Source organism: Faecousia sp., from assembly GCF_048519415.1.
Taxonomy (GTDB): Bacteria; Bacillota; Clostridia; order Oscillospirales; family Oscillospiraceae; genus JAZOXB01.
This window is the reverse complement of the sequence record NZ_DBFZUT010000029.1, coordinates 1-13858: the sequence shown is the minus strand read 5'-3', so window position 1 is coordinate 13858 and position 13858 is coordinate 1. Positions and strand designations below refer to the sequence as shown.

The 13858-nt window shown below is 57.6% G+C and carries 6 protein-coding genes and 1 tRNA gene; 3 read left to right on the top strand and 4 right to left on the bottom strand.

Annotation, left to right across the window (positions count from 1 at the left end; translation table 11 throughout):
• The first annotated feature begins 1 nt into the window (after position 1).
• Together mnmG and spo0A are read left to right on the top strand one after the other, a co-directional pair.
• Complete coding sequence (mnmG, locus tag ACMKFF_RS03350; RefSeq protein WP_419496031.1) at positions 2-1894, top strand: tRNA uridine-5-carboxymethylaminomethyl(34) synthesis enzyme MnmG; 1893 nt, start codon at positions 2-4, stop codon at positions 1892-1894.
• Between the two features lie 225 nt (positions 1895-2119).
• Entirely contained in the window at positions 2120-2890 is a 771-nt protein-coding gene (gene spo0A, locus ACMKFF_RS03345; RefSeq protein WP_419496030.1) for a sporulation transcription factor Spo0A, read from the top strand.
• Between the two features lie 399 nt (positions 2891-3289).
• On the opposite strand, the gene ACMKFF_RS03340 is transcribed toward spo0A, so the two are convergent.
• From ACMKFF_RS03340 to ACMKFF_RS03330, 3 genes are all read right to left on the bottom strand, one after another.
• The gene (locus ACMKFF_RS03340; protein ID WP_419496029.1) at positions 3290-4741 is read right to left on the bottom strand and encodes an ATP-binding protein; all 1452 of its coding nucleotides are present in this window, start codon (positions 4739-4741) and stop codon (positions 3290-3292) included.
• 850 nt (positions 4742-5591) lie between these two features.
• Positions 5592-5667, bottom strand: a tRNA-Met gene (locus ACMKFF_RS03335).
• A 130-nt stretch (positions 5668-5797) separates the two neighbouring features.
• Positions 5798-6208 (bottom strand): hypothetical protein, encoded by a 411-nt coding sequence (locus ACMKFF_RS03330; protein WP_367927217.1) that lies wholly within the window; start codon positions 6206-6208, stop codon positions 5798-5800.
• Between the two features lie 485 nt (positions 6209-6693).
• On the opposite strand from ACMKFF_RS03330, the gene ACMKFF_RS03325 reads away from it, so the two are divergent.
• Positions 6694-11859, top strand: a complete 5166-nt coding sequence (locus tag ACMKFF_RS03325) for an alpha/beta fold hydrolase (protein ID WP_419496028.1) — start codon at positions 6694-6696, stop codon at positions 11857-11859.
• Between the two features lie 518 nt (positions 11860-12377).
• Here ACMKFF_RS03325 and fba read toward each other — a convergent pair.
• Positions 12378-13340 (bottom strand): class II fructose-1,6-bisphosphate aldolase, encoded by a 963-nt coding sequence (gene fba, locus ACMKFF_RS03320; RefSeq protein ID WP_349135167.1) that lies wholly within the window; start codon positions 13338-13340, stop codon positions 12378-12380.
• Positions 13341-13858: the final 518 nt, after the last annotated feature.

Genomic DNA, 13858 nt, shown 5'->3' with positions numbered 1-13858 from the left:
AATGAGCTATTTTGCAGGAAATTATGACATTGCCGTCATCGGCGCGGGCCATGCCGGGATCGAAGCCGGTCTCGCGGCCGCGCGGCTGGGGCTGCAAGCCGTCGTGTTCACGATCAATCTGGACGCCGTGGGCAACATGCCCTGCAACCCGGCCATCGGCGGCACGGGCAAGGGCCATCTCGTGCGCGAGCTCGACGCCCTCGGCGGCGAGATGGGCCGCGCGGCGGACGCCTGCTGCATCCAGTACCGCATGCTCAACCGCGGCAAGGGCCCGGCCGTGCACTCCCTGCGCGCGCAGGCAGACCGCCGCCGCTATCAGGAGCACATGAAGCGCCTGCTCGAGCGCGAGCCGAACCTCTATCTCAAGCAGGCCGCCGTCACGGAGATCCGGACGGAGGACGGACACGTCAGCGGCGTCGTGACGCAGCTCGGCGCGGAATACCGCGTGCGCGCCGTCGTCGTCGCGGCCGGGACGTACCTCGACAGCACCGTCATCACCGGGCAGTGCGTCCTGCACTCCGGGCCGGACGGCCTGCGCCCCGCGCCGGAGCTGAGCCAGTGCCTGCGCGCCCTCGGCCTGCGGATGCGCCGGTTCAAGACCGGAACGCCCCCGCGCATCAACGCGCGCAGCGTCGATTTCTCGAAAATGGAGGTCCAGCGCGGCGACGACGACCCGGAGCCGTTCTCGTTTTCCACCCGTGAGCCGCCGAAAAATCAGGCCGTGTGCTGGCTGACGTGGACAAACGAGCGCACGCACGCCGTCATCCGCGAGAATCTGCACCGCAGCCCGCTGTTCGACGGCTCCATCACCGGCGTCGGCCCGCGCTACTGCCCGAGCATCGAGACGAAGATCGTCCGCTTTGCCGACAAGCCGCGCCACCAGCTCTTTCTGGAGCCGTGCGGCCTCGGGACGGACGAGCTGTACCTGCAGGGCCTGTCCACGAGCCTGCCGGAGGAGGTGCAGCTTGCCATGCTGCACACCATCGCGGGGCTGGAGCACGCCGAAATGCTGCGCCCGGCCTACGCCATCGAATATGACTGCATCGACCCGACGGAGCTTTCCGCGACGCTCGAGTGCAAAAAGCTGCCCGGCCTCTACGGCGCGGGGCAGTTCAACGGCACGTCCGGCTATGAGGAGGCGGCCGTGCAGGGCTTTGTGGCGGGCGTGAACGCCGCGCTGAAGCTGCTCGGGCGCGAGCCGCTGGTGCTCAAACGCTCGGACGGCTACATCGGCACCCTCATCGACGACCTCGTCACGAAGGGCACGGAGGAGCCGTACCGCATCATGACCTCGCGCAGCGAATACCGGCTGCTGCACCGACAGGACAACGCCGACGAGCGGCTCACGCCCATCGGCTATCGCATCGGCCTCATCCCCGCCGAACAGGCACAGGCCGTCGCGGAGAAATACGAGGCCGTCCGGCGCGAGCAGCGCAGGCTGGAGCACACCGGCGTGCCCGCCGGTCCGGCGCTGAACGGGTTTCTGCAGGCGCGCGGCTCGGCGGAGGTCGTCAGCTCCGCGCGGCTGGCGGACCTGCTGCGCCGCCCGGAGCTGCACTATGCAGAGCTTGCTCCCTTCGACCCGGAGCGGCCGGAGCTTCCGGCGGCCGTGACGCGTCAGGTCGAGATCCGGGTAAAATATGCGGGGTACCTGCAGCGGCAGGAGCAGCAGATCGAGGCGTTCCGCCGCGAGGAATCGCGCCTGCTGCCGGAGGATGCGGACTATGCCTCCATCGCCGGTCTGCGCCTCGAGGCGCGGCAGAAGCTGGCCGACATCCGCCCGCGATCCATCGGCCAGGCCGGGCGTATCTCCGGCGTTTCGCCTGCGGACATTGCCGTGCTGCTGATCTGGCTCAGCCAGCGCAATGAAAATTCGACCGATCACGCGGAATAACGGGACGTCTCACGGTAATTCCGTGAATAAGAATATTTTTTCACCTTTTTCCTCTTAGAGTATCATATTTTCTGCCGTTTCCGCATGTTTGTCGAAGAACGTCGACGAAAAAGCAGACATTTTCAGGGAAAGTCATTGCAAAAGCGGGCCGAATATGTTAAATTAGAAGCACCGCTTGTACATCCATGCGGAAATGAGAGAATCTACGAGGAGGAGAGTTGTTACATGGAAAAAATGTATCGGGTCCTGCTGGCAAACGGCAGCGAAGAGTTTTGTGGGAAGCTCGGCGTTGCCCTGAAGCAGACGAATCGGTATTCCGTGGTCGGCTCGGCTTGTGACGGCGTTCGCGCCATCAGCCTGCTGAAAGAGCTGAAACCGGATCTGCTGGTCGTCGACCTCATGCTGCCGCAGGCGGACGGCCTGTCCGTGCTGAAGGCAGCGGCCGGGCTGGATCCAAAGCCAAAGCTTCTGGTTTTGGTGGAGTTCGTAACGGAATATGTGTCTTCAATGTTTATGACGCTCGGCGTGCAATATATCATGCTGAAACCATGCAGCTGCCGTGCCGTCGTGGAGCGTCTCGACGAGATCTGCGAGAGCGCCGTTTCGCGCAAACCCGCCATCGCAGCAAAGCGCAACGCCAACATCGAGTCCATGGTCACCTCGATCATTCACGAGATCGGCGTCCCTGCGCACATCAAGGGCTATCAGTATCTCAGGGAGGCGATCCTGATTGCCGTCAATGACATGGATGTTATCACCAAGGTGCTCTATCCGCAGGTGGCCAAGACGTTCGCCACGACGCCCTCGCGCGTCGAGCGCGCCATCCGCCACGCCATCGAGGTCGCGTGGGACCGCGGCGACCTGGAGACGCTGCAGCGCTTCTTCGGCTACACGGTGTCGAACACGAAGGGCAAGCCGACGAACAGCGAGTTCATCGCCCTCATCGCCGACCGCCTGCAGCTCCAGCTCCGCAGCCCCGAGGCTGCGGCCATGTAAGCCGGGGGATGGAGAAAAACTCCCGAACACAAAAGAGAGCAAAAATTTTCCCGCCTGCTTGTGCAGGCGGGGCTTTTTTTCTTTCGGCGCGATATGATACAGATTTCCTTTTGTGTCCCGAACCAGTGGCCCTCGGACGAGCGCCGCCCAGCATTGGGCTACATTTGAAAACAGTGTCGTTAACTTAGTGGCATTGGACCACTGCCTGCTCCCTGCATCAAACCGTACCAGAATAAAAAATCGAGTGGCCACAGGTGAAATCCCTAATGACCACTCGATATGGCAAATCTACTGTTCGTGGATACCATGCACCATGCTTTGCAGGCGTGGTGCATTTTTGCGGCGTTCGTCCTGATGCACCGGGACAATGGGGACAGAAAGGACAGAATATAACCTATTTTATTGTTCCATTCCGCGATATCCATGTTTTTCTGCATTCCCAAGCAAATAAAGGAACGCAAATGCAGGAATTCGTAGTAGATCTTTACCGCACTTTGTGTTATGAACTCCGTAATCGTCCGCATTCTTGGTTATAATTATTGCTGCCGACGATTCCTCACACAATTCTACGATCGCATCATCATCCGCAATTGGCGCACCTTCTCTGTATTTAACTTCAATGAGGATGTTTTTCGTATTAGGATAGTCCACCACAATATCAATTTCTTTGCCCTTTTTTCCACCTCTAAAATAGCCCACCGAAGTAGCATATTGATAATAAAACGCTGCGACATGCTTGTAAACAGCCGTTTCAACAATCTTTCCCATCTCAACAGGGTCCGTCAAAACAGAATCATCCATCAAAACAGCATTCCGAATTGCCGCATCGGCGATATAAATTTTAGGACGCGCCTTTAATACCTTTTTCCCTGCCATATCAACCGGCCAACTCTGATAAATCAAATTTGCACTTTCCAGATACTGAATATAGTTTTCTACAGTTGTGCGAGATACACCGTTCAGTTCTTTCGTAATTGCCTCAATCGATACAATTTCCGAAGATACATTGCAGAGGTATAAGAAAATTCTCTCCAGCTCCGTTGCGTTACGGATATTGTACAGTGAGGGAAGATCACGCTTAAGAACTTTATCCACAACATCTTCTCGCATGATCTGCTGCGCCATCAAATCATTGTCAGCCAATGCCAACTCCGGAAAACCGCCAACCTGCAAATACCGCATAAAATGATTTTGAACCTTGGAAAGCTGCATCATAATTTGAGTCCGCTCAATTTGACTTTTGTGGAGCAATGTTGTTACTTTCAAATCGGAGGCAATATTGGGGCGATCCAGATTCAGCAGTTCACAGTACTCATAAAAAGACATCGTTGGGACTTGTATAACGGTCCAACGGCCGGCACCACTTTCTCTGCTGCCCTTCATCAACGCCGGACTCGCAGAACCGGTTGCAACAACACGGGTCTCAGGCTGTGTATCATAAATGATTTTTAACCATCGATCCCAGTCCTGTGCGTACTGCACCTCATCAAAGAAGTAATAGGCATCCTGCTCTGCATAGATATTTTCATGATAACACTCCAGAACATCCTGAAATTGGCTGAGCTTCAGCATAGGATGATCCAAAGAAATAAAAACAATTTTCTGCGGTGCCACACCTGACTTTAACAGCGCTTCGATCATTTGGTATTGGATGGTTGTTTTTCCAACGCGTCTCGTCCCGGTCAAAACCACAGAGCGGCGAATTCCTTTATCCGTCAATCGCTTCATCGCTTCGTGGAATGCAAACCTCTTGTAGGTTTTTGACATCTGCGGGCTAACTGTCCCGGTTTTCCACCACGGATTATAAGCACTCAGAACTTTGAGGATGCTTTCTTTTGTTGTAATCGCCATTGAGATCAGCTCCTTTTTCAATATAATATCCGCAAAATCAATTTTTGTCAAGGAATATTGATATTACACTATGAATGTTTTCCTAAAAATATTGATTTTTTCTATTGTAATCCGCATTAAAAAACTTTTTCCGTTCCAGTTTTCAGATAATATTTTCGTGGAGTCAGATTTCTGAGGCACACTTTCGATCAAGCAATAGCGCAATCAGTTTTTGCTGTTTGCACTTTGGTATTTTGTTTGCTGATTCGGATGGCTCTTTGATGAATCAGGTGATACCGATGTTCAATGTGCAAAGTAAGTCAAAGTCTCTTTGCTGATTCAAGCAAATTTTTCCGAATCAGCAAAGAGACTTTGAATATTTCATCATAGTCAAGCCGTAACAATCCATAATTATGGGCAGGGGATGTCAAGTTTCTGTGCACTTTCGTTTTGTACGGAAACTTCGTAAATGATAACGTAAGCGCATAATAAATGACGTCCTGTGAAAGCAACGGCGCCTGTGAGATAATAAGGGTATCAAGAATTACTGAGAATACCAGCCCGGTTCTGTCCTTTTTGTCCTTTCTGTCCCACGGTAATAAGCGAAAACTCGTCCAAGGCTCAGAGTAGCATTCAGCCTTCAGCGGGTTTCTATATGGATAATAATCATTTATCGTTTCTACTCTTATAACGATTGCCGTTTTGCTAAGTTCCGGAGAGACTCATCATGGCCGCAGCAAATCCGGGCGTACATTGCGCCGATGGCCGGGAATGTTCGGGAAAAGCCCTGCTTTTCGCAAAAACCACTCCTCAGACGGTGGAAAATAAAAAATTACCGTTGCTGATATGGTATCAACAACGGTAACAGATTTGGTTGCGGAGACAGGACTTGAACCTGCGACCTCCGGGTTATGAGCCCGACGAGCTACCAACTGCTCTACTCCGCGATATGAAATGAGGGGCAATGCCCCAAGTGCTTATATAGGATACCACATTTGATTCCGTTTGTCAAGCACTTTTTTTGCGGCGCGGCAAGCCGCCGCAGGGGAGCGGCCCCTGCGGCAGGCCCTGCAGCGATCAGAGGTAGGCCTTCATGGCCTCGGTGGCCTTCTCGGGGTCCTCGGAGACGACGACGGTGAAGGACATGTTGTTCGCGGCGCCGAACTTATCGCACCACAGGACGAAGTCCTCGACCTCGGCGACGCCCGCATCCTCGACGAGCTTATAGAAGCTGTCGATGAAGATGTGGCTGATGTCGAAATTGCCCGCATGCAGGCCGCTGATGAAGCCCTTCAGGAACGTCAGCGTACCCATGGAATACTCCTGATAGTCGATCAGGCGAACGCGGATATCAATATCGTAACGGAGCTTGGTGCCCTTTTCGATGCAGACCATGCTGCCGGTTTCGTTCTTTACGGCCTCGTTGATGTCGGTGACGAGCTGCTTGGTCTTGCCGGAACCCTTCAGCCCCATGATCAGTTTGACCATCGGATGATCCTCCTTTGTTCTTCCGGCCGCGCCGGTTATGAGAAGGCCCCGGCACCTTCCGGTATACCTTCCCTGATATCTATTTTACCAAGTTTTTACCCGGATTGCAACACCAATTTGCACATTCGTCCCGCCACATTCGTCCCGCCGCGTCCGTCCGTATACAGGGCGGCGCATCTAAAAAGACATTTACGGCCGCCTCACGCGCGGCCGCCGCCCGGCCGGAATGCCGCCAGCAGCCGCGCGGAACGCAAAAACTTTTGCGATGATTGTGCACTATTATGTACAGAAACCGTAGAAAAATCGAGGTAATCCTGTGCTTTCTGAACAAAAAAATTATGGAAAGCGAGATATTTTGCTTTTGGCCTGCAAAAGTGGAGAAAGCGTCCCGGCGCCCTTGCATTGCTCCCGGAAACTTGTTAAAATATTCATACCATGGGGACAAAAAGCTCCCTATTTGGAAATTAGAAGGAGGATCTCTAATCATGAAACACATTTGCACGAAGTTCGTGGCGATGCTGCTGGTCATTGCCATGATCGCAGGTGTGCTGCCGTTTGCGTTTGCGGCAAACGTCGGCCCGTTCACGGATGTGAAGGACACCGACTGGTTTGCTTCGAACGTTCAGTACGTTTATGACAACGGACTGATGAACGGCACCACGACAACGACATTCGAACCGGAGTCGAATCTGACCCGCGCGCAAACTGCCATGGTTCTGTGGCGCATCGCCGGTCAGCCCGCTCCCACCGCCAAGGCCCCCTTCACCGATCTGGTGGATGCATGGTACCGTGATGCCATCGCATGGGCCGCAGAGCAGAAGGTCGTCAACGGCCGCGGCGACGGCACGTTCGACCCCGCAGGCTTCATCACCCGCGAAGAGCTCGTCACCATGATCTGGCGCTACGCAGGCGAAGCCGCCTCCGAGCAGGACCTGAGCAGCTGGCCGGATGTCGGCAAGGTCTATGACTACGCCGCCGGCGCCATGAAGTGGGCCGTCGAGACCGGTGTCATCAACGGCAAGGACGGCAAGCTCGCCCCGAAGGACAACGCCACCCGCGCCCAGTTCGCCGCCATCATCGAGCGCTACCTGAAGCTCCATGACACGAAGGCCGACGACATCGTGATCCTCTACACCAACGATGTTCACGCGAACATCACCGGCGGCTCCAGCACAGCCCCCACGCTGACGTATGAGCAGGTCGCCTGGTACCGCAACAACCTCAAGACCCCGTACAGCCTGCTGGTCGATGCAGGCGACGCCATCCAGGGCGAGGCCATCTCCACCCTGACGCACGGCGAAGCCATCGTCGAGGTCATGAATGCCGCCGGCTACGACTATGCCACGTTCGGCAACCATGAGTTTGACTACGGCATGGATCAGCTGCTCGACACCATCGTCCCGGCCGCAAAGTATCAGTACCTGTCCTGCAACTTTGCCAGACTGGACGGCACCGCCATCGCCGGTGTGAAGCCCTATGCCATCGAGACCTTCGGCAGCAAGAAGGTCGCCGTCATCGGCATCAGCACCCCGGAGAGCTTCGTGAAGTCCACGCCGACCTACTTCCAGGACAAGGACGGCAACTACATCTATACCTTCGCCGAGGGCAACGACGGTAAGGACCTGTACGACTCCGTGCAGAAGACCATTGACGCCGCGAAGAAGGACGGCGCCGACTACGTCGTGGCCGTCGCACACCTCGGTATCGACGAGTCCTCCGAGCCGTGGCGCTCCACGGACGTCATCGCCAACACCACCGGCCTGGACGCCGTGCTCGACGGCCATTCCCACAGCACCATCCCGCAGGAGATCGTCAAGAGCAAGGACGGCAAGGACGTCATTCTCTCCTCCACGGGCACGAAGCTGAACAACCTCGGCAAGCTGACCATCAGCGCCGACGGCAAGCTCCACAGCGAGCTCATCAGCGACCTTGAGATCGAAAAGGACGCCAAGACGAAGGAAGTCGTCGACAAGATCGTCGCGGAGTTCCAGACCCTGCTGAACAAGGTCGTCGCCCACACGGACGTTGACCTCACCACTCAGAACCCCGAGGGCACGGCCCGTGCCATCCGCAACCGCGAGACGAACCTCGGCGACCTGTGCGCCGATGCTTACCGCGTCACGCTGGGCGCTGACATCGCCATCGTAAACGGCGGCGGCATCCGCGCCGACATCCCCGCAGGCGACATCACCTACAACCAGATCATCAAGGTCCATCCCTATGGCAACATGGCCTGCGTCGTGGAGGCCACCGGTCAGGAGATCCTCGATGCGCTGGAAATGGCCTCCCGCAACACGATGGCCGATTATGTTTCCGAGTCCGTCGATGAGCACGGCAACAAGGTCTATAACGCAGTCGGCGAGATGGGCGGCTTCCTGCAGGTCTCCGGCATGAAGTACACCATCAACACCGCCGTGGAATCCACCGTCAAGACGGACGACAAGGGCTCCTTCGTCTCCGTGGAAGGCGCGCGCCGCGTGCAGGACGTTCAGGTCCTGAACCAGACCACCAACACCTACGAGCCGATCGACCCCGCCAAGACCTACACCCTCGCCTCCCATAACTACATGCTCAAGTCCGGCGGCGACGGCATCAACATGTTCCAGGACAACAAGCTCCTGCAGGACGAGGTCAAGATCGACAACCAGGTCCTCATCGACTACATCGTCGATTCCCTCGGCGGCAATGTCGGCGAGCAGTACAAGAACCTCGCGGGCGAGGGCCGTATCACCGTCGTCAATGAGAAGCCCGACGTCCCCGAGCTGAAGGACAATGAATACGCCCTCAGCACCGAGCTGGTCGACGGCGCGAAGGTCGTGTTCGTCAATCGCTCCGTCAGCAAAGCCATGTCCGCTGCGAACTCCGAAGGCAGCACCTTCAACCGCGCGGGCGTCGATGTCGCCCCGGTCAACGGCATCCTGACCACCGATAACGAAGAGCTCGTCTGGACGGTCGAAATGACCGAGGGCGGCTTCTTCCTGAAGCGCGCCGACGGCGCAAAGCTCTCCATCGGCAATAAGTCCGACGGCGGCACCTACAACAGCATGGGCTTCGACCAGGAGGATAACCCCGTCTGGAAGATCGCCCCGGCAGCCACGGACGGCTGCATCTACCTCCAGAGCGCAACGGCCACCGGCTCCTCCGGCGACCCGAAGAGCGTGGAGTGGTACGCACAGTATTCCAACTTCAGCATGTACTATGTCAACAGCAGCAACGAAGCGCTGTTTGCCATGGACATGTACGTCAACACCGGCGCGGGGAAACCCGCGCCGGCCGCCACGACCGAGAAGCTGGTCCCTTCCACGCTGCGTGAGGGCGCTGAGATCCCCGCCTACATCACCACCCCGAAGGGCTACAAGGCCGACGGCAGCTTCCCCTTTGTCGTCATGATCCACGGCCACGGCGGCAACCACAACGAGTTTGAGGGCTTTGACAAGATCTCCAACGGTCTTGCCGAGCAGGGCTTCGTCGTTGCCACGCTGGACCTCCCCGGCTGCGGCAAGAGCAAGGAGAGCTTCCAGCTCAATACCATGACCAACATGAAGGCCGACGTTCTGGACGTCATCGACTACGTCTGCAAGAACTACGCCGTCGACAAGACCCGCATCGGTGCGTTCGGCTACTCCATGGGCGGCCGCATCACGCTCGAGCTGCTTGCCGAGGGCAAGTACAGCTTCTCCACCATCGAGCTCGTCGCTCCGGCGGAGGACCTCACCGACCTGAAGAACCTGTTTGACGGCGCCGAGAACTGGGACACCATGAAGGCCGAGGCCAACGAAAAGGGCTACGCTGAATTCACCACCAAGTATGGCCAGCACCAGCAGCTGAGCAAGGAATGGTTCGCCGACCTCGAGAAGTACTCCGACGGTCTGGTCGAAAAGGCCGCCGAGAACTATACCGGCGACTCCCTTGTCATCTGGGCCACGAACGACGAGGCAGTTTCTCCCTCCGTCTCCTCCGCCGTTGCCGAAACGCTTGGCTCCGCCACGCTGAACACCTATGCAGACGGCCACTCCTACAGCTTCTACGGCACGACCGAATACACCATTTCCACCGTCAACAACGGCTCCGTTAACTACTTTGTGAACGAGCTGAAGACGAACGAGACCCGCATCCACGGCTATGTCCAGTCCATCGCCAAGTATGGCAACCTCGAGCTGACGATCCCCGGCTCCGAGCTTGACAAGGCCGGATTCGAATATGGCGATCTTCTGAAGATCACCGTGGACGGTAAGGAATTCACCGTCCCCTATGGCACGAACTACTCCGATGTCGATCAGGGCAGCACGATCCTCTGCAACTCTGACGGCCATCTGACCCTCGCCATCAACATGGGCGACTTCGCCGGCAAGAACGGCATCGCCACGAAGAAGACCTACGAAGACAAGACCTATGAGTGGTACTACGCCGCCGAGACGAACATCCCCGCCGTCGTGACCATCGAAATGGGCGAAAAGGGCGGCTACTATGACGAGTGGCTCATCCACCAGCTCAAGCGCACGAACAACCGCGAGGACTACAAGGACCTGTCCGACGCCGAGTTCGCGAACTTCCGCAACGTCGCCACCACCGGCATGGGCGAGAACGCCCTGTACCGCTCCTCCAGCCCCATCAACCCCAAGATCGGCCGCAACACCTATGCCGATAAGGCCGCCGAGGCCGCGGGCGTCAAGACCTTCATGAACCTCGCCAACGACGAGGCCACCGCGAAGGGCTACGAAGGCTTTGATTCCACCTACTATTCCAAGCAGAACGTCGTCTACCTGAATCTCGGCGTCGACTTCACCGCCGCCGACTTCAAGACCGGCCTTGCCACCGGCCTGCGCTACTTCACCACCCACGAAGGCCCGTACCTCGTGCACTGCACCGAGGGCAAGGACCGCGCGGGCTTCGTCTCCGCCCTGCTCGAGTGCTACATGGGCGCAGCGTATGACGAGGTCGTCGCCGACTACATGGTCACCTACTACAACTACTACGGCGTGACGAAGGAAGCCGAGCCTGCCAAGTACGATGCCATCCTCCGCTCCAACATCGTCAAGACCCTGCAGACCGCCTTCGGCGTCGAGGATCTGAAGACCGCCGACCTCAAGCAGGAGGCCACCGACTTCTTCAAGGAGCTGGGCCTCACCGATGCCGAGCTGACCACCCTCACCGCCAACCTGAGCAAGAAATACACGGGCGGCAGTACGGGGACTTCCTCCTACACCGTCGCGACCAGCATCGCTGCCGGGGATAAGATCATTATTGCAGCGGCCTACAACGACAAGAACTACGCTGTCACGAACGACACCGCCACTGTGAAAAATGCCCTGTGCGCGAAGGAAATCACCGTCAAGGACAACACCGTCGCAACGTCCGATACCGACATCGTCTGGACGGTGAAGGCCGGCTCCACGGAAGGTACCTTCGTTCTGGAGAGCAGCGACGGCAAGCAGATGACCTACGGCGGCAGCGGCACCAGCATCTCGCTGACTGACTCCGGCTCCGACGTTACGCTCACCTGCGGCAGCGGCACTGCCTCGGTTGCCTTCAGCGAATCGCGTCAGCTGTTCATGCGCGACAACAATCCCGCGCAGTTCCGTGTGTATTCTACGAACAACCTGACCAGCTCCGGCTATTGCAGCGTTATCACCTTCTATAAGCTCGGCTAAATCCCGTTTCCTACAATGCCCGCTGTGCATAACGCAGCGGGCATTGCCTTTTTTATGCACAATTTGCGCTGATTCTGTGCAGAAAATTTCGAGGTTCCCATTTTGCAGTGGGGGACAGCCTAGCCCGGCGCAGCACTGCCGTTCGGAACAGGCCACCATGAAAATGTCACGCACCCCCGACTTGTCATTCCGAGGAGCGAAGCGACGTGGGAATCTCGGGGAGGCAGTTGCGATTTCGCCGATGGCTTTCCCACGATCCGGCCGGGTACTGCGAGATTGCCACGTCGGCCTACGGCCTCCTCGCAATGACAAATCGGGGGGCCAGCACCGTTTTAACGGCGGCCGGTACGGATCGGGGGGTGCCTTCCCGAGATTGCACCCCAAGGGCACTTCCTCGCGCTTCGCGCTCAGGGCGCCACGGGCGCAAAGTGCCCTCGCAATGACAGAGCTGGGGGCCTTCCGGAAGCGCAAAAAATCCGGGGCTGCGATTTGCAGTCCCGGAGATTTTTTGGGTTCGATCAGGCCTTACCGGCGCAGCCGAGGACGTCCTTGAGCTTATGCTCGACGAGGGCCTTGATGTTGGCGCGGGCGGGCTTGAGGTACTGGCGCGGGTCGAAGTGATCCGGATGCTCGTTGAAGTAGGCGCGGATCGTGCCGGTCATGGCCAGACGCAGGTCGGAATCGATGTTGATCTTGCAGACGGACAGCTGAGCGGCATGGCGCAGCTCCTCTTCCGGCACGCCGATGGCGTTGGGCATGTTGCCGCCGTTCTCGTTGATCATCTTCACATACTCCTGGGGCACGGAGGAAGAGCCGTGCAGGACGATCGGGAAGCCAGGCAGACGGCGGGAGACCTCTTCGAGGATGTCGAAGCGGAGGGGAGGCGGCACGAGAATGCCGTCGGCATTGCGGGTGCACTGCTCCGGCTTAAACTTATAAGCGCCGTGGCTGGTGCCGATGGCGATGGCCAGAGAGTCGACGCCGGTCTTGGTGACGAATTCCTCGACCTCTTCCGGACGGGTGTAGGAGCCGACTGCGTGGCTGACCTCGTCCTCGATGCCGGCCAGGGTGCCGAGCTCGCCTTCGACGACGACGCCGTGGTCATGGGCATACTCGACGACCTTGCGGGTCAGGGCGATGTTGTCCTCGAAGCTGTGGGAGGAGCCGTCGATCATGACGGAGGTGAAGCCGCCGTCGATGCAGCTCTTGCAGGTCTCGAAGTCGGGGCCGTGATCCAGATGCAGGACGATGGGGATATCCGGGTTCTCGATGACGGCAGCCTCGACCAGCTTCACCAGATAGGTGTGGTTGGCATAGGCGCGCGCGCCCTTGGAAACCTGCAGGATGACGGGGGCCTTCAGCTCGCCGCAGGCCTCGGTGATGCCCTGCACGATCTCCATGTTGTTGACGTTGAAGGCGCCGATGGCGTAGCCGCCGGCATAGGCCTTCTTGAACATCTCGGTACTGGTAACGAGAGCCATTGTGAAAACACTCCTTTTTTGTATTTTCGGCAGTGCGGGCAGTGGAAGGGCCGCATGCCGCTATCGTTGCGGGGCACGGTGTTTTCTTCCCGAAAATGCGCCGCCGCAGAGTTTTACCGCTAACATTATAGCACAGGTGAAAGAGAAATCAAGTGGGGAAAATCACTGCATTTTGTTCGAAAAACACCACTGAATTCAGCGAGATTAGCCGATGGAGATGGAGCGAATGTTGGGGAGGGGACAGCCCGGCCCGGCACTGCGATTTGTACCGTCCACCGTTAAAACGGTACCGGCCAATGTAGGGGAGCGGCATGCCGCTCCCGGCGACGCACTTGCAGTCCGTACAAACCGCCGTCAAAATGGCAACAGCCTCCGATTTGTCATTGCGAGGAGGCCGCAGGCCGACGTGGCAATCTCGGGAAGGCAGTTACGTTTTCGCCGAAAGTGTCCTGTTATCCACCCCGGTTCTGCGAGATTGCCACGGGCGCAAAGCGCCCTCGCAATGACAAGTCGGGAGA